General features: G+C 63.0%; 32 protein-coding genes. 12 read left to right on the forward strand and 20 right to left on the reverse strand.

Features of this window, described 5'->3' with window-relative positions; translation table 11 throughout:
- Positions 1–153: 153 nt before the first annotated feature.
- Both P9272_RS26500 and P9272_RS26505 read right to left on the reverse strand, forming a co-directional pair.
- Entirely contained in the window at positions 154–1080 is a 927-nt protein-coding gene (locus P9272_RS26500; RefSeq protein WP_278162825.1) for a hypothetical protein, read from the reverse strand.
- Positions 1081–1222: 142 nt separating this feature from the next.
- Positions 1223–1984, reverse strand: a complete 762-nt coding sequence (locus P9272_RS26505; protein ID WP_278162826.1) for a glycosyltransferase family 25 protein — start codon at positions 1982–1984, stop codon at positions 1223–1225.
- Between the two features lie 391 nt (positions 1985–2375).
- Between P9272_RS26505 and P9272_RS26510 the strand changes: the two genes are divergently transcribed.
- Complete coding sequence (locus P9272_RS26510; protein WP_278162827.1) at positions 2376–2957, forward strand: CatB-related O-acetyltransferase; 582 nt, start codon at positions 2376–2378, stop codon at positions 2955–2957.
- A gap of 21 nt (positions 2958–2978) precedes the next feature.
- Complete coding sequence (locus P9272_RS26515; protein ID WP_278162828.1) at positions 2979–3932, forward strand: glycosyltransferase; 954 nt, start codon at positions 2979–2981, stop codon at positions 3930–3932.
- 286 nt (positions 3933–4218) lie between these two features.
- Here P9272_RS26515 and P9272_RS26520 read toward each other — a convergent pair whose 3' ends face one another.
- From P9272_RS26520 to P9272_RS26530, 3 genes are all read right to left on the reverse strand, one after another.
- The gene (locus P9272_RS26520) at positions 4219–4461 is read right to left on the reverse strand and encodes a DUF982 domain-containing protein (RefSeq protein ID WP_128260933.1); all 243 of its coding nucleotides are present in this window, start codon (positions 4459–4461) and stop codon (positions 4219–4221) included.
- A gap of 310 nt (positions 4462–4771) precedes the next feature.
- Positions 4772–5017, reverse strand: coding sequence for a DUF982 domain-containing protein (locus P9272_RS26525; protein WP_128260932.1), 246 nt, complete (start codon positions 5015–5017; stop codon positions 4772–4774).
- Between the two features lie 106 nt (positions 5018–5123).
- Positions 5124–5327 (reverse strand): hypothetical protein, encoded by a 204-nt coding sequence (locus P9272_RS26530; RefSeq protein WP_128260931.1) that lies wholly within the window; start codon positions 5325–5327, stop codon positions 5124–5126.
- 418 nt (positions 5328–5745) lie between these two features.
- On the opposite strand from P9272_RS26530, the gene P9272_RS26535 reads away from it, so the two are divergent.
- Entirely contained in the window at positions 5746–6105 is a 360-nt protein-coding gene (locus P9272_RS26535) for a metalloregulator ArsR/SmtB family transcription factor (RefSeq protein WP_042638109.1), read from the forward strand.
- Between the two features lie 490 nt (positions 6106–6595).
- Here the strand turns inward: P9272_RS26535 and P9272_RS26540 are convergent, their stop codons facing one another.
- From P9272_RS26540 to P9272_RS26560, 5 genes are all read right to left on the reverse strand, one after another.
- On the reverse strand, positions 6596–7402 hold the full coding sequence (locus P9272_RS26540; protein ID WP_128260930.1) for an ABC transporter permease: 807 nt from the start codon (positions 7400–7402) through the stop codon (positions 6596–6598).
- A 4-nt stretch (positions 7403–7406) separates the two neighbouring features.
- Positions 7407–8240 carry an ABC transporter permease gene (locus P9272_RS26545; RefSeq protein WP_278162830.1) on the reverse strand — a complete coding sequence of 278 codons (834 nt, stop codon included), beginning with the start codon at positions 8238–8240 and terminating at the stop codon, positions 7407–7409.
- A 22-nt stretch (positions 8241–8262) separates the two neighbouring features.
- On the reverse strand, positions 8263–9375 hold the full coding sequence (locus P9272_RS26550; protein ID WP_128260928.1) for an ABC transporter substrate-binding protein: 1113 nt from the start codon (positions 9373–9375) through the stop codon (positions 8263–8265).
- Between the two features lie 75 nt (positions 9376–9450).
- Positions 9451–10542: an ABC transporter ATP-binding protein gene (locus P9272_RS26555; protein WP_278162831.1), complete on the reverse strand. Its 1092-nt coding sequence runs from the start codon at positions 10540–10542 to the stop codon at positions 9451–9453.
- A 137-nt stretch (positions 10543–10679) separates the two neighbouring features.
- Entirely contained in the window at positions 10680–11567 is an 888-nt protein-coding gene (locus tag P9272_RS26560; RefSeq protein WP_128260926.1) for a LysR substrate-binding domain-containing protein, read from the reverse strand.
- Positions 11568–11649: 82 nt separating this feature from the next.
- On the opposite strand from P9272_RS26560, the gene P9272_RS26565 reads away from it, so the two are divergent.
- From P9272_RS26565 to P9272_RS26575, 3 genes are all read left to right on the forward strand, one after another.
- Complete coding sequence (locus P9272_RS26565) at positions 11650–13245, forward strand: amidohydrolase (RefSeq protein ID WP_278162833.1); 1596 nt, start codon at positions 11650–11652, stop codon at positions 13243–13245.
- Positions 13246–13277: 32 nt separating this feature from the next.
- On the forward strand, positions 13278–14210 hold the full coding sequence (locus P9272_RS26570) for a dimethylarginine dimethylaminohydrolase family protein (protein ID WP_278162835.1): 933 nt from the start codon (positions 13278–13280) through the stop codon (positions 14208–14210).
- 171 nt (positions 14211–14381) lie between these two features.
- Positions 14382–15104 carry a 3-keto-5-aminohexanoate cleavage protein gene (locus tag P9272_RS26575; RefSeq protein WP_278162836.1) on the forward strand — a complete coding sequence of 241 codons (723 nt, stop codon included), beginning with the start codon at positions 14382–14384 and terminating at the stop codon, positions 15102–15104.
- A 142-nt stretch (positions 15105–15246) separates the two neighbouring features.
- On the opposite strand, the gene P9272_RS26580 is transcribed toward P9272_RS26575, so the two are convergent.
- The 6 genes from P9272_RS26580 to P9272_RS26605 form a co-directional block, all read right to left on the reverse strand.
- Positions 15247–16305, reverse strand: coding sequence for a Gfo/Idh/MocA family oxidoreductase (locus tag P9272_RS26580; protein WP_278162837.1), 1059 nt, complete (start codon positions 16303–16305; stop codon positions 15247–15249).
- Between the two features lie 101 nt (positions 16306–16406).
- Entirely contained in the window at positions 16407–17192 is a 786-nt protein-coding gene (locus P9272_RS26585; protein ID WP_278162838.1) for a ThuA domain-containing protein, read from the reverse strand.
- A 197-nt stretch (positions 17193–17389) separates the two neighbouring features.
- Complete coding sequence (locus P9272_RS26590; protein ID WP_278162839.1) at positions 17390–18625, reverse strand: glycosyltransferase; 1236 nt, start codon at positions 18623–18625, stop codon at positions 17390–17392.
- A gap of 245 nt (positions 18626–18870) precedes the next feature.
- The gene (locus tag P9272_RS26595; RefSeq protein WP_347404069.1) at positions 18871–20340 is read right to left on the reverse strand and encodes a tlde1 domain-containing protein; all 1470 of its coding nucleotides are present in this window, start codon (positions 20338–20340) and stop codon (positions 18871–18873) included.
- Between the two features lie 628 nt (positions 20341–20968).
- The gene (locus P9272_RS26600) at positions 20969–21433 is read right to left on the reverse strand and encodes a DUF2231 domain-containing protein (RefSeq protein WP_278162841.1); all 465 of its coding nucleotides are present in this window, start codon (positions 21431–21433) and stop codon (positions 20969–20971) included.
- Between the two features lie 159 nt (positions 21434–21592).
- A complete protein-coding gene (locus P9272_RS26605) occupies positions 21593–22075 on the reverse strand; it encodes a DUF2127 domain-containing protein (RefSeq protein ID WP_128260915.1) in 483 nt (160 codons plus the stop codon).
- 38 nt (positions 22076–22113) lie between these two features.
- Here P9272_RS26605 and P9272_RS26610 point away from each other — a divergent pair, with 38 nt between their 5' ends.
- The gene (locus P9272_RS26610) at positions 22114–22656 is read left to right on the forward strand and encodes a phosphatase PAP2 family protein (protein WP_278162842.1); all 543 of its coding nucleotides are present in this window, start codon (positions 22114–22116) and stop codon (positions 22654–22656) included.
- A gap of 101 nt (positions 22657–22757) precedes the next feature.
- On the opposite strand, the gene P9272_RS26615 is transcribed toward P9272_RS26610, so the two are convergent.
- A complete protein-coding gene (locus P9272_RS26615; protein WP_278162844.1) occupies positions 22758–23195 on the reverse strand; it encodes a YqaA family protein in 438 nt (145 codons plus the stop codon).
- Between the two features lie 164 nt (positions 23196–23359).
- Here P9272_RS26615 and P9272_RS26620 point away from each other — a divergent pair, with 164 nt between their 5' ends.
- From P9272_RS26620 to P9272_RS26635, 4 genes are all read left to right on the forward strand, one after another.
- The gene (locus tag P9272_RS26620; protein ID WP_128260912.1) at positions 23360–23593 is read left to right on the forward strand and encodes a hypothetical protein; all 234 of its coding nucleotides are present in this window, start codon (positions 23360–23362) and stop codon (positions 23591–23593) included.
- Between the two features lie 94 nt (positions 23594–23687).
- Entirely contained in the window at positions 23688–23834 is a 147-nt protein-coding gene (locus tag P9272_RS26625; RefSeq protein WP_278162846.1) for a hypothetical protein, read from the forward strand.
- A 417-nt stretch (positions 23835–24251) separates the two neighbouring features.
- Complete coding sequence (locus tag P9272_RS26630) at positions 24252–24467, forward strand: hypothetical protein (RefSeq protein WP_128260911.1); 216 nt, start codon at positions 24252–24254, stop codon at positions 24465–24467.
- A gap of 103 nt (positions 24468–24570) precedes the next feature.
- Positions 24571–25275 carry an SOS response-associated peptidase gene (locus tag P9272_RS26635; protein ID WP_278162848.1) on the forward strand — a complete coding sequence of 235 codons (705 nt, stop codon included), beginning with the start codon at positions 24571–24573 and terminating at the stop codon, positions 25273–25275.
- Positions 25276–25295: 20 nt separating this feature from the next.
- Here the strand turns inward: P9272_RS26635 and P9272_RS26640 are convergent, their stop codons facing one another.
- Together P9272_RS26640 and P9272_RS26645 are read right to left on the reverse strand one after the other, a co-directional pair.
- Positions 25296–25544, reverse strand: coding sequence for a hypothetical protein (locus tag P9272_RS26640; RefSeq protein WP_128260909.1), 249 nt, complete (start codon positions 25542–25544; stop codon positions 25296–25298).
- A gap of 15 nt (positions 25545–25559) precedes the next feature.
- Positions 25560–25820, reverse strand: a complete 261-nt coding sequence (locus tag P9272_RS26645) for a hypothetical protein (RefSeq protein ID WP_278162850.1) — start codon at positions 25818–25820, stop codon at positions 25560–25562.
- Between the two features lie 139 nt (positions 25821–25959).
- On the opposite strand from P9272_RS26645, the gene P9272_RS26650 reads away from it, so the two are divergent.
- Positions 25960–26139, forward strand: coding sequence for a hypothetical protein (locus P9272_RS26650; RefSeq protein WP_278162852.1), 180 nt, complete (start codon positions 25960–25962; stop codon positions 26137–26139).
- 63 nt (positions 26140–26202) lie between these two features.
- Here the strand turns inward: P9272_RS26650 and P9272_RS26655 are convergent, their stop codons facing one another.
- Positions 26203–26619: a helix-turn-helix domain-containing protein gene (locus tag P9272_RS26655; protein WP_278162854.1), complete on the reverse strand. Its 417-nt coding sequence runs from the start codon at positions 26617–26619 to the stop codon at positions 26203–26205.
- Positions 26620–26697: the final 78 nt, after the last annotated feature.

Below are 26697 nucleotides of genomic sequence, written 5' to 3' on the forward strand. Positions count from 1 at the left end.
CTTGCTCTCCTTGCAAAGGGCCAAAAGTGTAACCCATCTATCCGGAATGAACTGTCACCCATCTCTCGGGAAGGGCATTTTGTCAAAAATCTCGTAGCCCATGCGCTGGCGATCCCATCGCCGTCAATCCTGCCGTCGCGTGCCGACCCGCCGCTAGAAATCGCTCACGGCTTGCCCGGCCGGCCCGCCCAGATATGTGTTCCACACATAATCCCGCAGCATCTTGCGATGCTCCGATGTTCGATGGTGATAGCCGGGCCTCTCGGGGTACGACACGCCGGCGAGGTGGAAAAAGGCCCCTTCGATGAATTCGTGATGCCCTACCGCGCCTGCCATCGTCATCGGCCGTTGTTCCACTGTTGCAACGGCGACATCCGTCTCAGCGAGCTTCGAGTAGAGGATTGTCCAGTTGGCGCCGCCGGTGTCGAGACCGAGGTTTATCCGGGGTTCAAAATTCAGCTGGTAAGCGGCCACGGCGGAGAACCGGTAGAAGCAATAGCCTGCCCATAGATTCCAGTGCCGGTCGCCCGGCTTGGCTTTGTAGATATGATTCTCTGTTCCGTACGCTCTGCGGCCGTACACTGTTCTTCCATTCAGTCTGGATGGGATATCGAACGGCGCGACAGGGAAGCAGTCGTGATCGATGAAGCCGAATAGCTCCGGCTTCAAGTGGCGCACGATGTTGTGGAAGGTCCATGTGATGGCGGTTCCATGTGATCTTGACAGATGCTTTTCGACCCGCATCGGCAGGGCAAGATAAGGCACGCCGCGTGCCTTGCAGATGCGCCCAATGGCTTCCCTCGCCGAAACTTTCGTAGAATTGTCGACGACAACCAGGGTCATCCCCGGCGATCGCATCTCCCAGGCCTTCGTCAAGGCATCGATCACCCACGGCACGTTGAAAGCGACCGTGAAGCAGACCCGCGACACCCCAGCATCCTGCAATTCCTTCGCAAGAAGACGACCGGACGCGCGTCCTCGATGCTCGAAGATCTTGTAGACGATCTGGTTCCTGAGAGCTCTTATCCGGATCACTGCCCGGCTTCGGCTCAATCGGTCAACTATCGACTTGAATGCCAAGGCTGTCTCGCGATAGCAGCGACCCCCGATGTTCTCTTTGCCCGACCCCGCTGGAAAATCAAGTCACCGCAATTTAGGTCGTCTTGCCGCTGCCTGTCGCAGCCAATTGGCGCCACCCGATCGGAGGCTTGTCCCTTAGGTCTTACGACGACTGGCCAGCGGGAATTATGCTGCGCGTCCAGCCCGGGCGCAAATCTACCTTCTTGGTTCGCCAGAAGGTCCTGTTTCGGCAATGGGCGAAGAGCCGCGACAACTCTCCGCGAATTTTGGTGACTACGCTCTTGCGGCAGTGGGGTGACATTTGGATCAGCGAGGGAGCCATGTTCTGCCCTGACAGGAATTGCTGTTGGACGCAAAGGGCTGGCGTCACCTGATAAGTCGTGTTGCGAGCGCAGATCATCGAATTCGGGCTGAACAATGCGAGATCGACCGGTTCCTTGAGATGCGCCGTCCGCACAAGGAGTTTTTGGGCCGCGCGCTTCGATATGACATAGCCGGCCGTGCCGAGATGTTCGCCAACCAGCCTGCCGAGCGAATGGCCGTTCCCGAGCGAAAAAAGGCGCGCCAATCTGACATGGCCGAAGAAGGTCTCCACCTTTACGATATCCGCATCGAGCGGCACCCAGCTGTCACCAGACAGGAAGAGGCTGGCATCGCAACGGAAGACAACATCATCCTCAAAGACGGCGACATGCTGATCCGCGCCGTCTGCAATGATCTCCCAGCATTTGCGGTGACTGAGAAAGCAGGCGATTTCCGGTTTGGCGAGATGGGGCGCGGCAGGGATATTCAAAGGCCCTTTCGACGCATCGATTGCAGGAACCCGCTCAAAGGCAATTCCGATCCTGGCGAACTCGGACGTTACGCGATCCAATCTGTCTGTTGATCGATCAAGGTTGATCACCAAGCATTTCATACGTGGTCTGCTCTCCCAAACCGCCTCGCGAATTCCTCGGCAGGTAAGTCGAATGTCGCCTTTTCCTCAACAATTTTCGTAATTAGACAATCCCATCACCGTATTTTGCCCGGCCCACCTTCACGGCTTTCGGCAGTTTATGCCGGTCCCTAAGTACACCGCGATCGCGTAGCCAGTTCGTCAACTTCGACATTCATGTCACTATCCCACTGCCGGTTCTATTCCAAGGCTTCTCGTGCCTGGGAACCCACCAATCAACTAACAAACTTGCGACCTTGGTAAGATCTGCTTACCGCACATGGTATGAGGCGTCTTAACCCGACTTGTGAGTTCATTCCTCTGAGGCTATGCCGCTCAAAGGTCGTGACCGAGGTTTCGCATGTCGACATTTTCGAAATGGCTGAAGGATGTCCGCTCCAAATTGCCGGAGCATGTGACGGTTGGCCGCCACACCTACGGGGTGAAATGGCAGAAGGTCATGTTTCCCTCGAAGGACGCTCCGCTGAAGATCGGAGCCTTCTGCTCCATCGCCGGCCAGGTACGTTTCATGTGCTCGGGCCAGCATTCGACCGACAGCGCGACGTCATTCCCCATCTACAGCCGATTGCTGAAGCAGCCTGAGCCTGTCGCCAATGGCGGCAAGCCGGCTGGCATCACCGTCGGCAATGACGTCTGGATCGGCAACGGCGCCATGATTTTGCCGGGCGTCGAGATCGGCGACGGCGCTGTCGTCGGAGCAGGGGCGGTGGTCACGAAAAACGTGCCGCCTTACGCCGTCGTCGGCGGTTCCCCGGCAAGATTGATCAGATACCGCTTTTCGGAGGACGTCATCTTGCAACTGCTCGCCATCCAATGGTGGCGTTGGGACGACGAGAAGATCAAACGCGAGGCGGCCGCGCTTACCGGCCCGATCGAGACTTTTATCGAGAGGCATTCCGTGGCAGGCACGGCAACGAAATGACGGGCAGCGGTTAGCGGAACGATGAAGTCGTGTTTCTTCCTGGCGACGGATGCCGGCTACTTTCCATATGCCTGCCTGACGGCGCGCCGGATACTGGATGTCTCCACCCCGATCGACGGCTTTCTGCTCTACACCGGCGCGAGCCAAGCGGATCTTGAGGTCGCCCGGCATCTGCTGAAAGGCAAGGTCGAGCTGGTCGATGTCGCCGACTTCATGACGAATTTCGGCTTTCGCTTCGGAACCTACAGCATTGCCGCTTACGTTCGGCTTTTCGCCGATCGGATTCCGGTTTTCGAGCCGTACGACCGCATTGCATATACGGACTGCGATGTTCTCTTCAACCGGGACGTCAATGACCTTGCCGGGCAGCGGCTGCGCGCTCCGCTGCTCGCCGCTCACGACGACTACATGTATTTTCGGCCCTCTTACCGGCAGAAGCTCAAGCTGGCGCCCGGCGCGCCATATTTCAATTCCGGCGTCGTCGTCTTCGATATGAACGCTGTCCGGGAGAACGCCCTGCTGGAGCGCACGCGAAAGACCGCCATTGACGGAAGCATGAATGATCAAAATGCCCTGAACGTCGCCTTCGAAGGCAAATGGCAGACGATGCATCCAAACTGGAACCTGCAGTCGCTCGGAGAATTCCGCTTCTCGCAGGCCTGGGCCAGGCATTTCGCGGGCGGCAAGCCGTGGGGCAATCAGGTCGGGGTCGAACTCGAGGCGCTGCGCATCTGGCGGGATCTGGCAAGGGACACGCCCTGGGGCAGGCCTTTCGAGCAGGGCATACCCTTCGAGCGCGGCATGATGAAGCGCTTCTTCCGGCGCTTCGACGCGGTTGCCGGGCTGTTCGGCAAGGACTTGCAGCGCCGCAGGGCCAGATATGACGGCAGCAGGATGCACGCGCTCTATGCCAGGCAGGCGGATGAAGGCGCGATGGCGGTCCAGTTTCCGGAAGTGCTTGGCGGATTCGCCTGACCAGGCCGTCTGCCTGCTTGGCCGACTGATCATGGGCTGTGGATAGTAACCGTGGGTTTACCATGCTTCGGCGCTCGCCTTGCGGCCCGACGCCCGACTCGCCGAGATGGAAGGGCCTGAACCCGTCAGGCAGCCCCTAAGCCCAGCGGCCGGCGTTTTCATGTACCCCACGGGATGCGTGCTTGAACGCGTTCCGCAGTATGCGCCGGCCGTAACTTCGCCTGTATGGAAAACGCCAAGCGCGCCGCGGCAATGGGAAACCGCGACGGGCATGGGGAAATCGAGGCTACGCCAGCAGTCCGGCGATCTTGGCCGCCTTACGCAGCGTCTTGCGGGCTTCCACCGGACTGCGCAGGCCGTCAAGCGCGTCTCGGCAGACGCGGCTCGCCGAGCGCCAGGCGCCATCGCGCGCCTGTCCCGGCCAACGTTGGTCGAGGCATTCCATCGCCTCGAAGCAGGTCGATACCTTGCGCTGGCCGTTTGGCTGTAAATCGATCACGACTGGTTCGGAAAACCAGACATCGTTCATCACTTCCTCCGTTGTTATGATCGTCTTTTGAGCAAGCAATCGGCGCCGGACGGCGCCCGATGCGGCTCCACGATTGCGGACCCGCGCATTAACCAACCATCGTGCGTTAGGTTCCGAAGATTTTCATGGCCGCCAGCGACCCATTCGAACGACCTCGTGAACTGGCCGATACACGGGTTTGTATGGCTGAAATCGCATGGCCAAAGTCATGCCCACCCGGCACTGGGGACCCTATTGATGGAGACCCCTCATGCCTCCTCGATGGCTTTTCTATCGATAGCCGGCGCGTGCAACACGCCGCCGCCATGTCCTATTCAACCAGCACATGCGCTTCGCGCGCGGCGACGATGAAGGCCTCTCTGGCGCTGTCGGCCGTGACGTCGCCGCGGATCGCCCGGCGGCAGGCCCGCAGCGCCTCGCCATGCAGCGCGCTGCCAGCATCGCGCCATTGGCCGGCCAGCAGCTCGGCGGCTTGTTCGGCGTTGGATATGTGGCGGATCGAGCCGGAAACGCCTACGGCGACTTCGACCGGCCTGGAAAACCATCCCTGCATCATCGCGAAACCTCCCGAAATTATCTCGGAACACGATTTTTTAGCGTGGAGTTCCCTGCTGGAACGTCAACTTACCGTGAAGCAGCCTCGCGCGGGCGGAGCACGTTGCTCATCTTCCAAGCGGCCTGCGCGAAAGCTCGATCAGTTCCGCCTCGTCGGTTATGCCGGCCATGTAATTGGCGATGATGCGCGAGGCGCGCGCTTCCTTCTGCTCGGTGGTCTCGCCCTCTATGTTGCCATTCTCATAGACACGGCCAAGCATGGCCGTCTCGTCCGGAGTGAATGTGTTTCGGGCATTGGACGCAATGGACATGGCTTCCTCCTTGAGCCGGGCTCCTTTTTGCCCGGCCAATATTACCATGCTTCAAGGTTAAGCGTGAGCCGCGGCGAAGGTGAGCTTGCATGCATTTCGGCTGACGCCGTTCTTGCCTGCGGCTGGCCGCTGTTTTGCCGGCCTCGTTATATTCTTGCCGAACGAGCGCTGCGCTGATACGCATTAGCAGCGCGGAATTTTTCCGAGTCTGCATTGACTTGCACCAGGAAAAAGCTCCGCGCATTCTGTCCGAGACCAACAACCCCGACGTGGTGGCAACCGGGTTACGTAGGGGTTCTGGTCGCAAAAGAAGCAGGGCAGGTCCCGTGTCAAAATCGGGCATGCCCACCAACGCTCTGGAACTCTGAAGCCATTTGCCCCCATGGCCTTCGGAAGAGCATGAACCATGGGGAAATCGATGGTTACGAAGAAACTTACCGCCAACGCAGAAAGCGCGGCAGCCTTTCTTGCAGTGATGGGCAACGAGAAGCGTCTGCTCATCATGAACTACCTGGCTGAGGGCGAACTCTCCGTCGGCGTGCTCGCCGACAAGGTCGAGCTCAGCCAATCGGCGCTGTCGCAACACCTGGCCAAATTGCGCAGGTTTGGCCTGGTCGAAACCCGTCGCGATCGTCAGATGGTCTATTATTCCTGCAAGTCTTCGGCGGCGCGCGAACTTCTGGCGCTGCTCGACGGCCTGCTGGCCACGGACAAGCCTCTTGCCGGACCGGCAAGGCAGGCGTTTGTCGAGAGGATGCGGCGGCCGCAGGCCGCCTGAGCCCCCTGCCACGCACACGGACGAGGCCGGGGGGCCTTCGCCCGGCGCGGCGCGTTGATGACGCAGGCTGCATTGAAGCGGGCCGCGTCGCGACGCCGCCCGGTTTCCTGCATCTTCAAGCCGCTCCGCCCTCCCGCTGGCCGGGCAGACGGTTCATCACGTTTCTTTGACAGGCGCTGTCTCGATGTCGGATGCTCGTCGCAAGGTGCTGACAGAACAGCGTTTTGTTGCGCGGTTGGAGTACGGACCGCCGAAACTTACGGATTTGTAAGTCGCCTGGCTGAGCGCTCTTGGCTAAATTTCGAGTCGATCCACACCCCCGGATCATGACGGTGCCGAGCTTCCACTTCGGCTCCGTAAGAGGCTCGCCGGTCCCGGCGGGCCTCTTTCGTTTCTGGATCGGGCGATTCCAGGGAGGTGGTGGGCAGCGTCCCGTGCGGATCACGTCAAAAGAGAGGACGGTCGGCCGTTCGTGAAACGGTAAACTGCTCTACGGCGACGCCTTTTGCCTGGTGATCACGCTCCTCACCGCCAGCACCAGCACGGTGATGACGATCAGGATCACCGAGAGCGCGGCGATCGCCGGATCGATGTTGTCGCGCAGGCCCATCCACATCAGTCGCGGCAGGGTGATGGCGTTGACTGAGGTGATGAACAGCGTCACGCCGATTTCTTCCCAGGAAAGCACGAAGGAAAGCAGCGCCGCGGTGACGATGCCGAACTTGATGTTTGGCATGATGACGCGCGTCGCGCGCTCCCACACGCTGGCGCCGAGGCCGCGCGCGGCAAGGTCGATGCGCCGGTCGAGCTGGCTGAGCGAGACCAGGATGAGCACCGTGGCGAATGGCACCGTCATCACCGAATGCGCCATGGCGACACCCAGCCACGTGTCATAGCCGAAGAACGAGGTGAGGCCGGAGACCGAGGTGAGCAGGAAATAGAGCGTCACGGCCGAGACCACCGGGGGCACCACCATCGGCAGCAGCACGAAGCCGACAAGGGCTGCGGTGAAGCGCGGCTGAAACATCCAGACGCCGAGGCTGAAGGTGAGTGCCAGCACCGTGGAAAGCGCGCTGCTCGCCACGCCGATCCGGATCGACAGCAGGATGGAGTCCAGCCAGCGCGGATCCTCGATCAGCGAGCGGTAATGGCGCAGCGACAATTCACCCGTCGGCATGGTCAGCATACGGCTCGGTGTCAGCGACACCGGGATGACGGCAAGGAGCGGCATCAAAAGGAACAGCGCCACCAGCGCCGCGAGGATCAGCGAGACGGGGCCGGGACGGTAGGTGGGCATCGCGCTACACCAACTGCTTCGGTTTGACGTAGCGGAAAAGCAGCGCCATCAGCGCGCCGACGAACACCACCAGCACGACGCTGATCGCCGCGCCCAGCCCCCAGTCCGGGCTCTGGAAGATGCGCAGATAGATCAGCTCCGCGATCATCACGCTGCGGCCGCCGCCGAGGATTGCCGGCGTGACGAAGAAGCCCAGCGAGAAGACGAAGGTGATCATGGCCGAGCCGATGATGCCGGAGCGCGTCATCGGCACGAACACAGTCCAGAAGGTGCGCATACGGCTGGAGCCAAGCCCGCGCGCCGCGAGCAGCACGCGTTCATCCAGGCTGCGCATGGCCGACGCCAGCGGGAACACCGCGAATGGGATCAAAAAATGCGACATGCCGACGATGACCCCGAATTCATTGCGCACCAGGGTCAGCGGTTCGGAAATGAAGCCGATCGATTGCAGCCAGGTGTTGATCAGGCCGCGGTTGGAGAGGAGCGCCACCCAGCCGAACGCGCGCGTCAGCACCGAGATCCAGAACGGCACCAGGATGCAGAATTCGGCCAACACGCGCTGCACGGGTGAGCCGCGCACCCATACCACGGTGATGGCATAGGCGGCAGTGACAGAGACCAGGGTGACGATCGCCGCGATGCGCAGCGTGCGGATGAACACCGATTGCACCAAATCGTCGGTGAGCAAAGCGTGGTACTGGCCGAGACCGGGCGTGGGAAGCGTGAAGCTCCACTTCACCACGCCGAGGAACGGCCAGGCATAGGCAAGGACCAGGAAGATGAGCAGCGGCGCCATCAGCAGCGCCGCGCCCGACCTGTCGGAGAGGGTGCCTCTCATCGGTGAGAAAGTCTCCGCCCGGTCAGGCGGAGATGATCTTGGTATATTCGTCGAGTGCTGCGCCGTAGTTCTTGGCGTACCAATCCATGTCGAGCGGGATCTGCTTCGCCATGTTCGCCGGATCGACCGGGTTGATGCGCTTCTTGTCGGCAGGGATCAGCGCGTCGGTCGCTGGATTGGCCGGGCCCTGTCCGAGCTTTTCGAACATCACAAGTTCCTTCTGCGGATCCTGGGTGCTGGCGATGAACTTCATCGCCGCGTCCTTGCCGCCGGGGTTGTTCTTGAGCACCGCCAGCGCGCCGGGCGAGATCAGGCCCTGGTCCCAGATGAACTTGATCTGGCCGCCCGAGTCCTGCTCGATCAGCGAGGCGCGCGTCGACCACACGATCGCCATCGAGGCTTCGCCGTTGAGCAGCACGCTCTGGCTCTCGGCGCCGCCGCCCCAATACGAGACGACGTTTTCCTTGAAAGCGGCGATCTTGTCATGCGCGCGCTTCAGATCGAGCGGATAGAGCGATGCTGGCGCCACGCCGTCGGCCAGCAGCGCTGCTTCCCAGCTCGACACGCCCCATTTGTAGAGCGAGCGCTTGCCCGGGAATTTCTTGACGTCGAAGAAGTCGGCCATGCCGGTCGGTGCGTTGGAGCCGAATTTCTTCGAGTCATAGGCGATCACATAGGAGAAGAAATAGGTGGACGCCGCATATTCCCAGCCGAAGCCCGGCCGCATCTTGCTCTTGTCGACGATCTTGTAGTCGATCGGCTCCAGCATGCCCTGGCCGCCCAGCGTGATGGCCGAGAACGGGTCGACGTCGACCAGGTCCCAGGTCGGCGCGCCGCTCTTGTACTGCGCGGCGATCGCGCCTTCGGTCGGGCCCGAGCCGTCCATCTTGACCGGAATGCCGGTGTCCTTGGTGAAGGCCTGGCCGTAAGCGGCGTCGTAAGCCGTGATGGCATCGCCGCCCCAGTTCACCAGCACCAGCCCTTTGGTTTCGGCTTGAGCGCCGGTCGAGCGCAACAGCAGCGGCGTGCCGGCGAGCACGAGGCCGGCAAGCTGCGCGAATTGCCGGCGCGAGATCTCGCCGCGCTTTGTCCTTTCGGCGAGGGATTCGATTGTCTGTTTCTTTGTATCGCTCATGTCAGTTCCCCTTGTTGTCGTTGATTTGAACCGGAAGCCGATGCGGCGATTTCCATGCCGCATCAGCGCTCTCTACTATCCTCCGTCCGGAAGGAGGAAACCCTTCTCCGCCGGCCAGGTCAGCCAGACGGAATTGCCTTTGCTCAAGGCCGCGGCCGCGACCTCGTTCGGCACCGAAACGGTGACCTTGGCGCCCTGGCGCGTGGTGAGGTCGAGCTTGGTCGCGGCGCCCAGATAGGTCGAGGCGACAGCGGTCACGGCGATGCCGTTCTCGTCGACCGACGGCTCCGGGGCGATCGACATGTCCTCGGGACGGATCGCAAGGATGGCGTCGCCTTTGATCGCCTCCGCCTTGCAGCGCATGTTGACCGCGCGGTCTTCGCAGAGCCCGGTGGCTCCATGGTCGGCGGGGCGAACGCCCTTCACCGGCAGCATGTTGATCTCGCCCAGGAACTCGGCGACGAAGCGGTTGGCCGGCCGGTCGTAGACCTCGTCCGGCCTGCCCACCTGCAACAGCTTGCCGTGATTGAAGATGGCGACGCGCGACGACAGCGCCAGCGCCTCGCTCTGGTCATGGGTGACGAAGACGAAGGTGGTGCCGGTCTCCTGGTGCAGCCGCTTCATCTCGGCCTGCATCTGGCCGCGCAGGCTCTTGTCGAGCGCCGAGAACGGCTCGTCGAGAAGCAGCACCCCCGGTTCGAACACCAGCGCGCGGGCGAGCGCCACGCGCTGCTGCTGGCCGCCGGAAAGCTGTGCCGGCAATTTCTTCTCATGACCCTTCAAGCCGACGCGCTCGATCATCTCGCCGACGCGGCTCTTGATCTCGGCGGCGGACTTCTTGCGCACCTTGAGCGGGAAGGCGATGTTCTGTTCCACGCTCATATGTGGAAAGAGCGCATAGCCCTGGAACACCATCCCGGCGGCGCGCTGCTCGGCCGGACGATCGGTGATGTCGACGCCGTCGCTGAAAAGCCTGCCTTCGCTTGGCTGCACGAAGCCGGCCAGGATCATCAAGAAAGTGGTCTTGCCGGAGCCGGAGGGCCCCAGCAGCGTCAGGAACTCGCCGCGGCCGATATCGAGCGACAGATTGTCGAGCGCCCGGAACGAGCCGAAGCTCTTGCCGATCCCGTTCGCCTTGATCTCTGCGGCCCGGCCGGGTTGCTGCATCCTCGCTCTTTCCTCAGTTCCCGACGAAATCGTAGGCATGGCTGCGGCTCACCGCAACCGAATAGTTTTCGCCTGATCGGCAAATTTGATTCACGGGTGGTGCGGAGCGGCGATGCGAAGCGGCAATCTCAATCTGCCTAAAGCCTGCTCTCCGACAGCTTCGCCCTCAGCCAGTCGCCGAAGGCGTTGAGCACCGGGTGCCCCGCCTTGGCGTGCTCGAAGACGAGGAAATAGGAGCGCGGCGAAGGGACGGTCGCCTCGAAAGGCTTGACCAGTCGGCCTTCGCTCAGCGCCTGGCGGCCGGTCAGTTCGTCGCCGAGCGCAATGCCCTGGCCGGCGATCGCCGCCGAGAAGACGAGGTTCATGTCGGAGAAGAAGATGCCGCCTTCGGTATCGGGATTTTCCACCTTGGACAGCGCCAGCCACCGCGCCCAGTCCTCCGTGTCGCTGAGATGGAGCAGGCTGGCGCGCAGCACGTCGGCGGGTTTGGAGAAACCGCCGACCTTGTTGAGCAGTCTCGGGCTGCAGAGCGGCGTGAAGGAGACTTCGCAGAGCAGCTCCACGGCCCGGTTGGGCCAGTTGCCGACGCCGAAGGAGATGAAGGCATCGGCGTCCGGATTGCTGACATCGTCGAGGCGCCGCGGCGTGAGCACCGAGAGCGTCACGTCCGGGTACATCTGCTGGAACTCGCCGATATGCGTGCACAGGAACATCGAGGCAAAGCCCGGCGGGCAGGAGATGGCGAAGGAGCCGCCGACGCCAGCGCTGCTATTTTGCGTCCTCGCGTCGCCGAGCACGGTCAGCGCTTTTCGGACATCGGCCGCATAGCGCTGGCCGCGCGGCGTCAGCGCCACGCCCTTGCCGATGCGCTGCAACAAATCGAAGCCGAGGTCGCGCTCGAGCAGGCGAAGCTGATGCGAGACGGCGCTTCGGGTGAGGTGAAGCTCGTCGGCGGCGCGCCATACGCTACCGTGACGGGCAAAACTGTCTAGGGCGCGCAGCGCCTGCGTGGATGGTATTCGCAAAGGGCCTCAGGTGAACCGAATTTGCACGAGCCGGGAAAACATATCACTTTTTGATGAGCCGCTTCACTGCTTTTCTTGGACCATGGACAAACCGGTCACGACTTCGGCGCAAGAAACCGCGCTCGCCTGCATCGACGGCATCCAGCCGCTGCTGTCGGCCTGGACGCGCACCATCTTCGACTTCGGCGAGACAGCCTGGCGCGAGTACCAATCGGCGGCCTGGTATGTCGATCGGCTGAAGCGTGAGGGCTTCTCGGTCGAGGAAGGCTCGGGCGGCATGCCGACGGCCTTCTGCGCCCATTGGACGAATGGCGACGGCCCGGTGATCGGCATGTATGGCGAGTACGACGCCGTGCCCGGCAACTGCCAGGACGCCGCGACGGTAAAGCAGCCGCGGCCGGGCCTCGGTGCCGAAGCCGGAGGCCACACCGATCCGCATTCGGGCCTTGGCATCGGCAGCCTTGGCGGGTTGCTCGCCACCAAGGCGGCGATGCTGGAGCACGGTATCAAGGGCACGCTTCGCTTCACCGGAGAGCCGGCGGAGAAGGTAAGGGGTTCGAAGCCGATCCATGCGGCGAAGGGCTATTATGACGGCCTTGCCGGCATGATCTCCTTCCATCCCTTCTACATGCTGCCGCTCTGCAACACCGCGCGCTGGGACACGCATTGCGGCGCCGCCTATTCAATGATCTACCGCTTCGTCTGCGACGAGCCCGAGAATTGGGGCCGCGCGGCAAGCGAAGCAGCACCCATCCCGCAGGCGCATTCCGCGGTGCGGGCGCCCGGCGCCAATGACGCGCTGATGATGATGTACATGGCCTCCAAGGCGCTGCGTGATTCCATGCTCACCCATCAAGGCGGCTGGTCCATCAGCGAGGCGATCCTCACCGCAGGGCAGGCGACTGCGGACAACCTGCCGGCCGGCCTTGCCGAGATCCAGTACATGATCCGCGTGCCGACCATTGCCATGGCCGAGCAGGTGACGGCCGTGCTCGACCGTAACGCGGAAGCAGCGGCTGCGATGAGCGGCTGCCGCCACGAGCGCCACTGGGTGTCGAAGTCGCGGCCGGGGCTGGCCAACCACGCCATGGCCGAGATCACCTATCAGGCGCTGTCCACCGTCGGCCCGCCGCGCTGGAACGAAGAGGCGAGGGCCATTGCCCGCGAGGTTCAGGTCAATGCCGGTGGCGCGGCGACCGAGAATCCGTTCATCGACGAGCTGGAACGGCTGATCTCGCCGCAGGAGGCCGAGGCGATCCTGCGCCGCGATCTGCCGCCGTCGCAGGTGAATTCCACTTCGGACGATTACACCGATATGAGCTGGCACGCGCCGACGTCACGTTTCTATGTCGCCCGTCCGGCGCTGCGCCCGGCCGGCGGCCATGCCTATCCGGCCTGGGTGATGAACGCGCTCGGCGGCATTTCCGCCGCCATCGATCCGATGGTCATCTGCGCCGCCAAGACTGTCGCGCTGACGGCGCTGCGGCTACTCGAAGACGAGGCCGCGCGCCATGCTGCGATGGACGAGTTCGTCAGGCGGACCGGCGGCGGCGTCGGCGGCTCGAACTGGATCGCGCCGCTCTGCGACTACGAACCCCCCATCCATTTCCGCTGGCCGGAATATGTCACCACCCCGCGCGGGCGCGACTGGTGGATTCCGGCCGGCTCCACCGCATGACCGATCAACAGAACAGTCCAGAGGAGAACTCCATGACCGTCCATGACCGCATTGTCGCCGAACCGTTCTCGCTGCAGCGCCGCAACCCCAATGGAGGCACCAAGCCGCTGACCGCCTGGGGCTTCGCCAACGAGACCGATGTGCTGACCGACGTGCTGCTCGGCTCGCCGAACTTCCTGCGCCATCTGTCGACCAGCTCGCTTTCGAGAAAGCATCTGCGTGAGGCGCCCTGCAACATCCAGATCGCGCAGGCGCAGCACAAGGACCTCGTCGCCGCCTACGAGCATTTCGGCGTCAACATCCACTGGCACGAGCCGACGCCTGAATTGCCGATGCAGGTCTATTCGCGCGACTCCAGCGTCATGACGCCCTACGGCGCCTTCATCACCGCCATGGCCAACTGGTGGCGGCGCGGCGAGAACTACGCCGCCATCCGCACCTATGAAAAGCTCGGCATCCCGATCTACGACATGGTGACGGCCGGCACATTCGAGGGCGGCGACTTCAACGTCATCGAGGAGGGCGTGGTTCTGATCGGCTGCGGCGGCGCCCGCACCCAGGAAGAGGGCGCCCGCCAAGTGAAGGAATGGTTCGACAAGGAAGGCTGGGAGACGCGTCTCGCCTTCATCGACGAGTACTACGTCCATATCGATTTGATGGTGGTGCCGATCGCCGAGAAGCTCACCGCCGTCTGCCTCGCCTGCACCGAGCCCGGCATCGTCGACTGGCTCAAGGGCAAGGGTCACGAGATCATCGACGTGCCCTTCCAGGACACGATGGCGCTCGGCTGCAACTTCATGTCGCTCGGCAAGGACAGGGTGATCGCGCCGACCTCCAGCAAGACGCTGATCGGCCAGCTGAAGGCGCGGGGTTTCGAGGTCGCGGCCGTCGATATGAGCGAGATATCCAAGACCGGCGGCGGCATCCACTGCATGGCGCAGGCCCTGAAGCGCGTGCCGGCCTGAAAACAGGCTCTACCCACCTCGGCAATCGCACAATGAGGCTCATCCCTTCGGCCCGCGGGCCAAGGGGACTGCTGCCAGTTGCCTTGGCGTGTCAGTAGACTTCGCCTTTTCCCGTTCCGATCATCCTGGCCCTGCGCTAGGCTCCGCCAGCCAAACAGGATTGCCGCAAAGATGATCGTCCAGGCCTGCATCAACGGCGCTCGTCCCGCTGACTTCCATCCCGCATTGCCGCTCGATCCTGAGGCAATGGCGCGTGACGCCGCAGCCTCGGTCGCGGCGGGCGCGGCCGAGCTGCATGTCCACGCACGCGGCGCCGATGGCCGCGAGAGCCTTGCGCCGGAAGCGATGGACAGGACGGTTGCGGCGCTCCGCCGTGCCTGCCCGGGCACTCTGATCGGCGTCTCCACCGGCGCCTGGATCGAGAAGGACGATCTGCGCACGCAGGTCGCGATCTCCAGCTGGCGCGAATTGCCCGACTACGCCTCGGTCAATCTCGGCGAGACGGCCGCACCGGTCGCCATGGAGAGCCTGCGCCAGCGCGGCATCGGCATCGAAGCTGGGCTGGCCTCCATTGCCGACGCCGAGCGCCTGGCCGGTCTCGACCACGGCGGCCGGGTGCTGCGCGTGCTGATCGAGATTTCCGAACAGGCGCTGGACGAGGCTTTTGCCGTCGCCGACGACATCGAGAAGGTGCTGAAGAGCGCCGGTATCAGGCGCTCGATTCTGCTGCATGGCGAGAACGCGACGGTCTGGCCCTTCGTGGAAAGGGCGGCGGCGCGGAAGTTTTCGACGCGGGTCGGGCTGGAGGATGGCAGGGAGTTCCCGGACGGTAATGTCGCGGACGGCAATGCGGCGCTGGTTGCGGTAGCGGTGGGGATTTATCGCGGAAAGTGACCCTTGGTTCCTCGCCCCACGAAGTGGGGAGAGGTGGCTCGGCGAAGCCAAGACGGAGAGGGGAGCGCCCTACGAGGCCCCCCCTCTCCGTCCGCTTCGCGGCCACCTCTCCCCCGCCTTTGGCGGGGGCGAGGAAACGCCCTCACTGCGTGTCCGCGTTGGCCCTCAACTCCGCCCGCTTTTGGTCCGACACCACGGCGAGGTCCAGCACCTTCTGCAGGCCCGCCGCGTGGCGGAAGGTCGGCTCGGTCTGGGCGCCGCTCTTCACCGCCTCGACGAAGCGCTGGTAGTTGGTCGGCACCGCGCCCGCGTCGAGTTCTTCCCATTTGCCGTTCTCGATATTGGCGCCGAGGCATGCCTTCAGAGCCGACCCCTCGAGATTATGCACCACCTCGACGGCGCCCTTGTCGCCATGGATGCGCAAGCGCAATTCGTTGATATGGCCGGTGGCCCAGCGGCTGGCATGCACCACGCCGAAGGCGCCGTTGGAAAAATCGAGCGTCATGGCGAAACTGTCATTGGCATCGAGCTGGTATTCGCCGATGTGGTTGTCCGGCGCCTTGTCGAAGGCGCGCAGCCGGCAGAACACATGGTCGATGTCGAGCGCGGCGCCATAGCTGGCGAAATCGAGGATATGGATGCCGACGTCGCCCAGCACGCCGTTGGAGCCATGGCCGCGCGACAACCGCCACAGCCATTTCGGATCGGTGCGCCAGTCACCCCAGAATTTCGAGACCAGCCAGCTCTGCAGATAGGACGCTTCGACATGGCGCACGGTGCCGATCTCGCCGGCTTGCACCATCTGGCGCGCCTTCTGCAGCGCGGCCACGTTGCGATAGGTGAGGTTGACCATGTTGACGATGCCGGCGGCCTCCGCGGCATCGGCCATCTCGTTCGCCTTGCCGAAATTTTCCGCCAGCGGCTTCTCGCACAACACCGGCTTGCCGGCGGCGATCAGCGCCATGGTGGTCGGGTGGTGGATGCGGTCGGGCGTGACATTGGCCACCGCGTCGAAATCGCCCCAGTCGATCGCCGCCTCCAGCGAGGTGAAGCGCTTCGAGATCCCGAAGCTGTCGGCGAATTCTCCCACGCGCTTTTCATCGACATCGACGGCCGCCGCCAGCTCGACTCCCTCGATCGCGCCGAAGCGGCGGGCATGCTCCTGCGCCATCCAGCCGGTCCCGAGTATCAAAAGCCGCATTCTCTGCTCCTCTAATGGATTTGGTTCGATTCAATCATCGTCGCGAATGTGACTGAGGCGCTGTTTCCGCGCAATCCCGAGCGAAGCGGGACGCGCCTTTTTTAGCGGAAGCCGGCCTCGCCATGCGCGTGCAGCTTGGGCCCGCGCTCCTCGATCGGCTCCAGCGCCTTCTCGACCGGCACGTTCGGCGCATCGAGGATGGCGGGTTTGGACCCCTGCGGGTTATGTGCCCACTTCACCGCGTTGCGCAGCACCTTCTGCACGGTGGCATCGTGATAGGTCGGATAGGTCTCGTGCCCGGGCCGGAAGTAAAAGACATTGCCGGCGCCGCGCCGGTAGGTCAGGCCCGAGCGGAACACCTCCCCACCCTGGAACCAGGAGATGAAGACGGTTTCCAGCGGCTCCGGCACGGCGAACTGCTCGCCATACATCTCTTCGTTCTCCAACTCGAAGAATTCGCCGACGCCTTCGGCGATCGGATGGCTGGGGCTGGTCACCCAAAGCCGCTCGCGCTCGCCCGCCTCGCGCCATTTAAGCGTGCAGGGGGTGCCCATCAGCCGCTTGAAGATCTTCGAGAAATGGCCGGAATGAAGCACGATCAGCCCCATGCCTTCCCAGACGCGCTTCGCCACACGCTCGACCACCTCGTCGGCGACAGCACCATGGTCCTTGTGGCCCCACCAGACAAGCACATCGGTCTCGGCGAGGCGGGCCTCCGGCAGGCCGTGCTGCGGCTGCTCCAGCGTAGCGGTCGAGGCGGAAATCGCCTTGTCGGCGTTCAGCGCCTTGGCGATGGCCGCGTGCATGCCTTCGGGGTAAATGCCGGCGACCACCTCATTGGTTCGCTCATGGATGTTCTCGCCCCAGACGACAGCGCGAATTGTCATGAATAGCCTCGTGATGATTGGGAGCCGCCCCGGAGATCAAACATAAAGGCTTCACACTGTATTGGAAGGTGCTTTGCGGTGGCGGCCTTTCGGCCTCGTTCATCTAGGGCCGTCCATACATGACGATGCTGATCGGCCTCTTCAATTCCGCCCGATCTCCACTCTCAACCAACAGCATACGATCACCCTCAGAGCTTTCACCTCATCCTGTCCGCCAGCCATTTCGCCGCAGCGTCGGCTCCATTCGCGCGAACCTTGCCGGCAAAGGCACGGGCGCGCTCCAAGACCTTCGGCGCCAGCACCACCTCCAGCGCCGCGGACAACGACTGCCCCGTCGGCATTGGGCCGTCATGCGCGGCGCCGATGCCTAGCTCGGCAGCACGCCTGGCCCAATAGGGCTGGTCGCCGATCTGCGGCACGATCAGCTGCGGCGCTCCCGCCCGCGCGGCGGCGACCGTGGTGCCGGCGCCACCATGATGGACGACCGCGGCGACGCGGCCGAAGAGCGCCTGCTGGTTGACCTCGCCGATGGCGAAACAATCGTCACGATCGTCGACGAGGTCGAGCCCGGCCCATCCCTGCGCGACAACCGCGCGAAGGCCCCTGGCGCGAATCGCTTCGATAGCGGCGCTGCCGGTTTCGCTCGCAACCGATATCGAGCCGAAGCCGACATAGACCGGCGGCGGACCGGCATCGAGGAACGCGTTGAGCCGATCGGGGAGGGGCCGTTCGTCCGGCAGGATGAAGGCGCCGGTCTGGACAGCGCCTATCAGGTCCGAATCGGGCCACGGGCCGAGCGTCGGATCGCAGGCGAGCAGGACGGGGTTGCCGTAGACATAATCCCGGACATTTTGCACGGGAGGCAGTCGGAGCGATGCGCGCTGGCCGTTGACCGCCTCGCCGAAGAGCGCGTTCTTGGTCCGGATGTCTGTTTCCCACAGCAGCCGGTTGTCGGTCATGCCGTCTGGCAGCGGATGTCCAGGATATTCATGCGGCCGGTTGTGCTGCGACGGCAGCCAGATGGGGCAGAACGTGCCGAGCATGTAGCGCATGCCGCGTTGTTCCGCGACCAGCCGCGCGGCGGCGCAGGGCGGGAAGAGGCCGAACGCCACCACCGCATCGCAGCCTTCGGCGGCCGCGCTCAGCGCCTCATACTGCCTGGCGGCGATCTCGGCCGCTTGGCCGGAGATGAGCTTGGCTCGGTCCTCGGGCGAGGCCGATCGCGACCGGTTGACCATCTCCTTCGCCCATTCGCGCACTGGCGCGAAGGCCGGCGCCAGCGGCACACCGGCGCGGGTGAGAAGCGCTGCAAACTCGGCGTCGCCCGGCGCGCTCACCCGCGCCTCCAGGCCATTCGCCTGCAAGGCCGCGCCCAGCGCCGCCAAAGGCTCCACGTCGCCGCGCGAGCCGTAAGTCGATAACAAGATCCGCATTCCGTGCTCCGTTGTCGTTTTTCGGAGCAGCGTTGATACGCCATGCCCGGGGGCTTGCCGCAAGCCCAGGCTGCGCCATATCTGTTTTCTGGGAAGGGTCGTTATCGCTTTCCCAGGCGGTTGTCGTGACGGCTGGAGGGCGCGACGGCAGGGCGGTGGCCCGGGCGCATTTTGGCGCGAGGCCGTTCGGATCAGCAAGTGGGGATTAACAAATGCCGGCGACACGTTCGTCGGCAAGGGCAGGCTTAACCCTGGCGGCCCTCCTGGGCGACCCGGGTGGGGGAGCTTGTCAGGCGTGGGACCACGACAAGCCGCTTGATCTTGCCGCTTTTGTAGGCAGCAAGGAAGCGGCGATAGTCCTTGAAGACGACGCAGCCATTGGATTCCGCACGGCCGCCGCGCAGCATGTAGGTATGGGCAAGCAGGCCGTTGCGGCCATATTTGTTGCTGCCGCTGGTCGGCGTGAGCCTGATTGCCTCGACGCCATGGAAACGTGATTCACGCAGCGAAAGGTTGTAGGTGTCGGGCGGCGTCGGACCGACATTCTTGCGGTTGACGAAGCGCGGCTGGTCGACCATCGAGCCCAGTCCCGAATGCGCCTCGAGCCTTGAGCCGTCGGGCATGTAAACGGTCCTCGCCGAAATATCGTAGACCGCCACGCCATTGCCCATCGACGGGCCGTTGAACAGGCTACGGAAGGCACTGCCCAGCCCGCCGCGCTCCGGCGTGTCCGGCTTGGCATAGGCGAGCATTTCCGACGCCTGCGCCTTGCGCTTGCCGGGCTTGGAATCCGCCACCATCTGCTTCGAATTCGGCACGCCCGGCAAGGCCTGATCGCCGCTTCTCGGCGAGGCCGTCGTCGGCGCGCTTTGCGCGGTGTCGGATTCGACGGGCTGCGGCTTGGCCTTGGCGGTCGGCGGCTTCACGGCCTCCGGCTTCTGCGGCTTGGCAGCGTTCTGTTCAGGCGCCTGGGTCGCCCGCTCGAGCGTGGTGCGCGGGCGAAGGCCGGGCACGGCAATGCTATCGGGCAGATCGTCCTGCGGCGGCAGCGAGGCGACCTGGTATTCGCCGTCCTTGCCATTATTGGCGGTATTGTCGGCGACATCGGGCGCATCGCTGTTCTGCAGCGCGACAGCGGTCGGTACATCCGCCGTATCTTCAGGCGCGATGTTGGCAAGCGCCAGCGCCAGCTCGGAAGCGCCAGGAACTTCGGCCGGCTTCGAACCGAAGCGGGCCTCGATCGGCGCGTCCGGCTGCGCGTCGCCGAAGCGGCTTGCCGAAGGCAGGCTGGCCAGCAGGAACGGCGCGTTCTCGGCGCGGGCAAAGGCATCGGCGAGCTTCTGCGGCGAAAGCGCCGCGCGCTTCACCACGCTATCGAAGCGGTCGGCGGCTCCGGCGGCCGAAGCCACCACCACGACTTTTTCATGCGCCACGCCATCGGGCGCGGGCAGCTTGAGCCGCGCCATCTTGCCGTCATGGCCGTTATTCTTCAGTTTTTCAGGGGCTTGGCCGTCATGCCTGAAGCTTGTCGCAAGGCTGAAGCAGCCGGCATCGCAGCCGCCGGTGAGCGAAGCCGCCTTATAGCCGCCATTGACGCCAAGATGCGGTGCCCAGGCATTGGCGATCTGCCGGCGCTGGTCGCCAAGCGCGATCATGTTGGACGAAAGCAGGCCTTGCGGCAATCCGTTGGAAGCGGCGGTCAGCGAGGTGCTCACCGAATAAAGTCCCGCCAAGGTGGCGAAGGACCATAGGGCAAGGGCGGCGCCGACAGCAGGCACCAGGACCCAACGATGACCAGACTTTTTCGAAGTTACCCCCCCATGAGGAGCGTCACCCCGGTTTTTCAAACGCAAAAACGCCATACGACCACTCTCAATCGGCATGCCGGTTTTCGCACCTGGCACCCGTCACGATCACAGTTCGCTGGTGCCCCCTGCACCTTCACGCGTCTGTTGCCGATTGATTCAAAAGATGGACAAAGATGGTTAACCAATCCCTCCACCAATCGCCGATTTGGCGACGGTCCATACGAAAAAAGAGCCCTCCATGGTCTTCGCCACGGTAAAAATGCTCTCCCTCACCCGCTTTGCTGCCCGTTTTTCCGGCCTCTGTCAAGAAACCGTGAACAACGGAACCACAACATCTTCAGCCGGCTAGAGGGCGATTTGGGTTAAAATGCGACGACCCGGCCAAGTGCGGAATAAGCCAGTCACGAAAGCTTTGGGCCAGTCGAGGCGGGTTCTTGGGTGTGGGAGATAGATTCTGTGTTGCGAGGATCGCTCCCAAAAAGTCGCCCGCCTAATGGCGGCGCTGCGGCCCCTGAAGCGACAAAACCCACAAACGTCAGCGCGGCCTTTCGGGGCTGTCGGCGACGCCCACGTGGTGACGATAGACCATTTCCCAGCCTTTCCATCCTGTGAACAGAAGGATGAGGACCACGAGCAAGGAAAGTGTGAGACCGACTGGGATGACCGCCGCATCGCCGTGGGCATAGCGCGAATACCAGTTGTAGAGCTCAATCATGACGGCAAGTACGTTGCCGCCGGCGTGAAGCCATGCGTCCCGAAGATTGCGGACCTGGTCGTCGCCCAAAACATCGGTCAGCCCGGCAACAGCGGCGAGGGCAGCCATGATCAAGCCGGCTCCGAGAAGCCATACCGAGCCGGTCACCCAGCCGGGATTGCCCGTTCGCCAGAAGATCAGGTCGCAAAAGAGAGCTGCAACAAAAAACGCGATGGGAAAGGGAATGAGCATCGGATGGATCGGGTGGCCGCCGATGCTTGCCGTGCTGCGCGGAAAGTGGGTCATGACGTCGCCTCCACGCTGGCCGGCCTACCGACCCTCATCACCGGAGCCGGCGAGCCGCGACAGAGAACAAGAGACCCCGCGACGAGTGGAATGTTCCATTGCTCGTTTGCATGACTGCGCCGACGCCTTTCCGGCGCGAAGTCGAGTGAGGCCGGGCGATCAGGGAGTGATATGGCGGCGCACCGTCTTCCACTCCTGCCAGATCAGCCACATGACGATGGCATCGAAGACGGTCAGCACGAGCAGGCCGGGCGAATGCGTGTAGGAGTAGCGATACACCTGGTAGGCCATGAAGGCGCCGAGCGCGACCAGCGAGGCAGGGTAGGACCACAGCTTGCCGCGCAGCAGGCCGATGACCAGCAGGAGCTTAATCAGCCCGTGGCTGAGCAGGTAGAAGGCGTAGAATTCCTTGCTCGCGATCGAGAACCCGGCGGCGATCCGCGACAAATGGCCGGCTATGAAGTCGTTGGGATCCTCGATCAGCTCCTCCTGGGTGAGCATGTTGACCCAGGAGGCGATGGTTTGCGTGGTTACGAGGTAAAGCAGGATGCCGCCGACGCACTCGATCAAGGCATGGGCACCTTTCAGCCATACGCTGACCTCAAAGAGCTGGTGAATGCGATGCTCGCCGGCGGGCTTCAACGATCGACCTCATGGTCGACCAGGGAAATCAGACAAAAATGGACGCTTCTCTCACGCACTGGATCAACTCTGCCGCCGGCATCAGCCCGCTTCTTGATAGGACAATGATCACGATCTCACAAATCGGCGTGCCGCTGATGGTGATCGCGGTCGCCCTGCAATGGTGGTCGAGGACCGATCGCGCCCATGTGCGCCATGCCTGCCTGTCCGCCGGGCTTGCCTTCCTGGTCGGGCTGGCGGTCAATCAGGCGATCCTCTTGTTCGTCCACCGGATCAGGCCCTACGACGCAGGTGTCACGCATCTTTTGATCACACCTAGCGCCGACTGGTCGTTCCCGTCCGATCATGCCACCGCCAGCATGGCCATCGTAGCGGCCTTCGCCATGCAGGCGCTGCCGCGCCGCACGCTTGCCTTGCTCGTTATGGCCGTGCTGATCTGCTGGTCGCGGCTTCATGTCGGTATCCACTATGCGGGCGACGTCGCCGGAGGCGCGGCCACCGGGGTCGCGGCCGCCCTCGCGGTGCGGCTTTGCTATCGCGAGAATTCACGGCTGGATGCCTTCGCCACGAGGATCCTTTAGGCTAGAGCGTTTCACCGTTTCACGAAAACGGCGAACCGCTCTATCTCTTTATTTTGACGCAATTCCTGACGGAAAACTACTCACACTTTCCTGGAATTGCTCTAGAGGCCAAGGGTTGCGGCCGCCACCGCCAGGTACCGGCCGGCCTTGGCGAGGGTGACGATCGCGATAAAGCTCCACAGGGGCTCGCGCAGCACGCCGGCCATCACCGTCAACGGATCGCCGATAAACGGAGCCCAGCTCAGCAGCAGGCTCCATCGTCCCCAACGGTGATAGCGCGCCGCCGCGTGGTCGAGGGCGGCAGGCTTTGCCGGAAACCATTTGTGGTCGCGGAAGCGATCGATGCCGCGGCCCAGCAGCCAGTTGACCACCGAACCAAGCACGTTCCCGATCGTCGCGACCAGAACCAGCGCGGCCGGCGAATGGGTCCCGGCCAGCAGCAGGCCGACCAGAACTGCTTCCGATTGCAGCGGCAGGATGGTCGCGGCGGCGAAGGCGGTCAGGAAAAGTCCGCCGAAGGCGGCAAGGTCACCAAGCATTGCCCGTCCGTCAGTTCGCCTTGGCCATTTCGAATCCCGAACGGCGTGGGTCGTGGAGACCGTCGCCCAGCTCCGATTCTGACCGGCGCGTATCACAAAAGTGACGCGATCGCCCCCCTATATGCTATACGCTACGCTTATGTCGTCGAAACAGGGTCATCGTTATGGATGCCAGCGAATTGCAGGCCGTAGGCGACACGCTGATGCGCCTCGTCACCCCCAGCATGACGCCGAAGGATCTGGTCAAGGCGGTGCGCAGGGAGCATCCCGGCGCCAGGAAGAAGGACATCGCCCGCGCCGCCTTCCACGCCATCATCGCCAACGCCGACCAGGACCCCGGCAAATCGCGCAACCTCCAGGCTTTCGCGCTTGCCGAGCGCACCCAGCAATCGGAATAAATTGCCGCGAATTGTAGTATTGGGCTTGCCGGAAACTTAATAAGCGACTTCTAATATGGCTCCGCCGGCACTAGCCCCAACCGGTAGCGAGCCCATGACCAAAAACCTCGGCAATGCCAAGCCCAGCGCTCCAGCCAAGGAGATAAGCGCCTCGCTGTTCAGCCGGGCGGCGCCGGCGCTGTTTCCCCTGGTGGTCGCGGCGCTCGGCTATCTCGTCGGCCGGCATTATTTCGGCCTTTGATGCGCGGCCGGCTTCAGGTGGTTTTCCAGTCTGATCGTGATTGGTCCGTCTCGGCCCTGCGCTTGCAGCTTTGGTCCTAGGGCCTAGGTCGTTCTTGCCCTCGCATGGGCGCAAGCGCATCCTTTCCTGCAGCCGGCGGCCTCGCAAACTCCGGTCAGGCCCGGCCGCCGAACCCAGTATCACCCCCCAAGGCTGCCGGGCCGCCCATCGCTCCGCGAGTTTATGTAGTCTTTGCTCGGGATGAGGCGACGTGGGCGCCATAATCGCTTTTGTCCGTCGGATATCACAAATCTATTGAATTTCCGCGAGTGCCTTTGCACTAAAGGTCGAGCAGCTCCGCTTTTCAGCAACTTCAGCCGCTCTAGATCGTATCGGATCTAGGAACCGAATACTTGGGTCGAAGGGCAGGGGCCATACATGATAACAAGTGAGCCAGACAGTGTCCGTGTAAAAACCGTCAACGGCCAATGGATCGTGCGCGTCGTGGACGGCGGCAGGCTGACGCAGCAAGTGTTCGATATTCACGAGCAGGCTGAGAGCTTCGCCGAGGAGGAGCGGCTGCGATTAGGGCTCCCCGGGGAACCACCGGCCGAGGAGTCGGCCGGCCCGCCGCAGAGCGGACAGGCTGGTTGAGATCGTCGACGCTCAAAGCCCACAAAAGGCGCTGCCTGCTTTCGTGTGGTTTGCGCTTTGTCTCAAAATGCGGGAACTATCGGCGGACGGGGAAACGCTGCCGATGTGCAATCTTTACAACATTACCACCAGCCAGGAAGCGATCCGCCAGTGGACGCGGGCGTTGCGTGACATAACCGGCAATCTGGAACCGTCGGTCGACATTTATCCCAACCAGCCGGCGCCGGTCGTGCGCAATGCCGTCGACGGCAGCCGCGAACTCGCCAGGCTACGCTGGGGCATGCCGACGCCGGCCGAGCGGGTGCGCGGCAACGCCGATTCCGGGACCACCAACATCCGCAATCCTCAATACGCGCACTGGCTTCCCTATCTGGGGGTCGAGAACCGCTGTGTCGTGCCGGTCACGAGCTTCGCCGAACCGTCGCCGACCCCGGGCGACAAGGACCCGGAAACCGGCGTGCAGAAGAACTTCTGGTTCGCGATCAACGAAGAGCGGTCGCTGTTCTTCTTCGCCGGCCTTTGGACACCTTGGCATGGCGTGCGCAAGGTGAAGGAAGGTCTGGGCGATCACGAGCTTTACGGCTTTCTGACCACGAGGCCCAACGCGCTGATCGCGCCGATACACGAGAAGGCAATGCCGGTGATCCTGACCACGCAGGAACAGACCGAGCTGTGGTTGACCGCGCCGTGGCCGGAGGCAAGGAAGCTGCAGCGGCCGGCGCCGGACGACGCGCTGGTGATCGTGGAAAAGCCTGCGACGCAGATCAAGTTTCCGATTGGGCCGCCGGCGCAGGGATCGTTGTTTTAATGGCGAGGGCGCTTGGCACTCTATCCTCGCGCCTTCTGCAGCACCCAGATATATCCTTTCGGCGGATGGTCCTGGTCGATGAATTGGGTCTTCACCACCGTGTCCTTGCGGCCGCAGCGTTTGCAGCGGAAGCGGACGGCTTCCAGCGGCTTGTTCCAGCCCACCACCTTGGCCACGTCGTTCGCCTTGAAGCGGCCGGCGTGATAGCAATGGCGGCATTCGACGACGAGCAGCATGTTGGCCTTGGCCGCGCGGCCGACGCTGTCCATGGGGCCGGCCATCCGTCATGCCCGGTCGCAATAATCCTTGGGCAGCGGCAAAAGACCGAGAAGGGCGGTCCGGAAATCCGGCTCCCGGCCAGCTACCGCGCCCATCACCTCATGCAGCCGGTCGACCAGACCATTGAGCCGCCAGTACATTTCACCATTCCCTTTTAGGTTGAGTTGCGCTGCGAGCACCGTCTCGCGCAGCTTAAGCGCATCGCGAATGATCGCCTCCGCCTCTGAATGGAACAATCTGTCATAGCGGCTTTTCCGTCTGCCCAACGCGGCTCTCCCTGGTATCGAGCAACCGCCCCACCTACCGACCAAAATAGGAACGCATTCCTCGTCGAGTCAATTCGCGCTTGACATATTTGTTCCCTTTTTGTTCACTTTCTAATACAAGCCGCTGGGAGCAACCGTCATGAGTCACATCATAAGGCTGGACAGCCGCCAGGAAGCCGCGCTTCAGGGGGTCGCCGAGAGCTTCATTGCCCGGCACAACGGCGATGCGGTGAAGGCTCTGAAAGAGATGATCGTGCTGAACGGCCATCTGCAGGAGCGCCTCGACGCGCTCAACACGCCACGCAAGGCAGGCCGCTGACCCAGTGTTTGGGCAAAACGCCGCTCGCGCAGGTCGCCGGCAGAGTGCAGTATTCCGCCTTCGCTATCCCAAATGCTCCACCCTAAGCTTCTCCTTCATCCGCTCGACCGCCCGCTCGCCGCCGGCCGCGAGGTCATCGGCGATTTGGGCAAGCTTGTCGTCGGCCTTGCGGTGTTTGCTGCCCCAGGCGCCTAGCGTCGCCAGCACCGGCAATAGGTCGATGCCGGCCTCGGTCAGCCGGTAGATCGCCTTCAGGCCATGGCTAGGATCGTCGCTGCGGGTGAGGATGCCTTCGTCCTGCAGCGTCCGCAACCGCTCGGCCAGCGTGCGCGACGAGATGCCTTCATCGGACAGCAGGAATTCGCGAAAATGCCGTTTCCCCGCGAAGGCCAGGTCGCGGATGATGAGCAGCGTCCAGCGGTCGCCCAGCAATTCGAGCGAAAGGCTGATCGGGCAGCCAGACCGTCCCTTGGATGTCATCAATATGATTCCATTTGTAAATCAATTTACTATTGACACCGTTACCGCGTTGCGTCAAATGGTTCCAAAAGTAAATCA

The sequence above is a fragment of the Mesorhizobium sp. WSM4976 genome (genome assembly GCF_029625685.1).
Lineage (GTDB): Bacteria > Pseudomonadota > Alphaproteobacteria > Rhizobiales > Rhizobiaceae > Mesorhizobium.

What these genes read in the sequence shown, in the direction of transcription:
- P9272_RS26510 (WP_278162827.1), top strand. Translation starts at nt 2,376, where the DNA reads ATGTCGACATTTTCGAAATGGCTGAAGGATGTCCGCTCCAAATTGCCG.
- P9272_RS26515 (WP_278162828.1), top strand. Translation starts at nt 2,979, where the DNA reads ATGAAGTCGTGTTTCTTCCTGGCGACGGATGCCGGCTACTTTCCATAT.
- P9272_RS26520 (WP_128260933.1), bottom strand. Translation starts at nt 4,461, where the DNA reads ATGAACGATGTCTGGTTTTCCGAACCAGTCGTGATCGATTTACAGCCA.
- P9272_RS26525 (WP_128260932.1), bottom strand. Translation starts at nt 5,017, where the DNA reads ATGATGCAGGGATGGTTTTCCAGGCCGGTCGAAGTCGCCGTAGGCGTT.
- P9272_RS26530 (WP_128260931.1), bottom strand. Translation starts at nt 5,327, where the DNA reads ATGTCCATTGCGTCCAATGCCCGAAACACATTCACTCCGGACGAGACG.
- P9272_RS26535 (WP_042638109.1), top strand. Translation starts at nt 5,746, where the DNA reads ATGGTTACGAAGAAACTTACCGCCAACGCAGAAAGCGCGGCAGCCTTT.
- P9272_RS26540 (WP_128260930.1), bottom strand. Translation starts at nt 7,402, where the DNA reads ATGCCCACCTACCGTCCCGGCCCCGTCTCGCTGATCCTCGCGGCGCTG.
- P9272_RS26545 (WP_278162830.1), bottom strand. Translation starts at nt 8,240, where the DNA reads ATGAGAGGCACCCTCTCCGACAGGTCGGGCGCGGCGCTGCTGATGGCG.
- P9272_RS26550 (WP_128260928.1), bottom strand. Translation starts at nt 9,375, where the DNA reads ATGAGCGATACAAAGAAACAGACAATCGAATCCCTCGCCGAAAGGACA.
- P9272_RS26555 (WP_278162831.1), bottom strand. Translation starts at nt 10,542, where the DNA reads ATGCAGCAACCCGGCCGGGCCGCAGAGATCAAGGCGAACGGGATCGGC.
- P9272_RS26565 (WP_278162833.1), top strand. Translation starts at nt 11,650, where the DNA reads ATGGACAAACCGGTCACGACTTCGGCGCAAGAAACCGCGCTCGCCTGC.
- P9272_RS26570 (WP_278162835.1), top strand. Translation starts at nt 13,278, where the DNA reads ATGACCGTCCATGACCGCATTGTCGCCGAACCGTTCTCGCTGCAGCGC.
- P9272_RS26575 (WP_278162836.1), top strand. Translation starts at nt 14,382, where the DNA reads ATGATCGTCCAGGCCTGCATCAACGGCGCTCGTCCCGCTGACTTCCAT.
- P9272_RS26580 (WP_278162837.1), bottom strand. Translation starts at nt 16,305, where the DNA reads ATGCGGCTTTTGATACTCGGGACCGGCTGGATGGCGCAGGAGCATGCC.
- P9272_RS26585 (WP_278162838.1), bottom strand. Translation starts at nt 17,192, where the DNA reads ATGACAATTCGCGCTGTCGTCTGGGGCGAGAACATCCATGAGCGAACC.
- P9272_RS26590 (WP_278162839.1), bottom strand. Translation starts at nt 18,625, where the DNA reads ATGCGGATCTTGTTATCGACTTACGGCTCGCGCGGCGACGTGGAGCCT.
- P9272_RS26600 (WP_278162841.1), bottom strand. Translation starts at nt 21,433, where the DNA reads ATGACCCACTTTCCGCGCAGCACGGCAAGCATCGGCGGCCACCCGATC.
- P9272_RS26610 (WP_278162842.1), top strand. Translation starts at nt 22,114, where the DNA reads ATGGACGCTTCTCTCACGCACTGGATCAACTCTGCCGCCGGCATCAGC.
- P9272_RS26615 (WP_278162844.1), bottom strand. Translation starts at nt 23,195, where the DNA reads ATGCTTGGTGACCTTGCCGCCTTCGGCGGACTTTTCCTGACCGCCTTC.
- P9272_RS26620 (WP_128260912.1), top strand. Translation starts at nt 23,360, where the DNA reads ATGGATGCCAGCGAATTGCAGGCCGTAGGCGACACGCTGATGCGCCTC.
- P9272_RS26625 (WP_278162846.1), top strand. Translation starts at nt 23,688, where the DNA reads ATGACCAAAAACCTCGGCAATGCCAAGCCCAGCGCTCCAGCCAAGGAG.
- P9272_RS26630 (WP_128260911.1), top strand. Translation starts at nt 24,252, where the DNA reads ATGATAACAAGTGAGCCAGACAGTGTCCGTGTAAAAACCGTCAACGGC.
- P9272_RS26635 (WP_278162848.1), top strand. Translation starts at nt 24,571, where the DNA reads ATGTGCAATCTTTACAACATTACCACCAGCCAGGAAGCGATCCGCCAG.
- P9272_RS26640 (WP_128260909.1), bottom strand. Translation starts at nt 25,544, where the DNA reads ATGGACAGCGTCGGCCGCGCGGCCAAGGCCAACATGCTGCTCGTCGTC.
- P9272_RS26650 (WP_278162852.1), top strand. Translation starts at nt 25,960, where the DNA reads ATGAGTCACATCATAAGGCTGGACAGCCGCCAGGAAGCCGCGCTTCAG.
- P9272_RS26655 (WP_278162854.1), bottom strand. Translation starts at nt 26,619, where the DNA reads ATGACATCCAAGGGACGGTCTGGCTGCCCGATCAGCCTTTCGCTCGAA.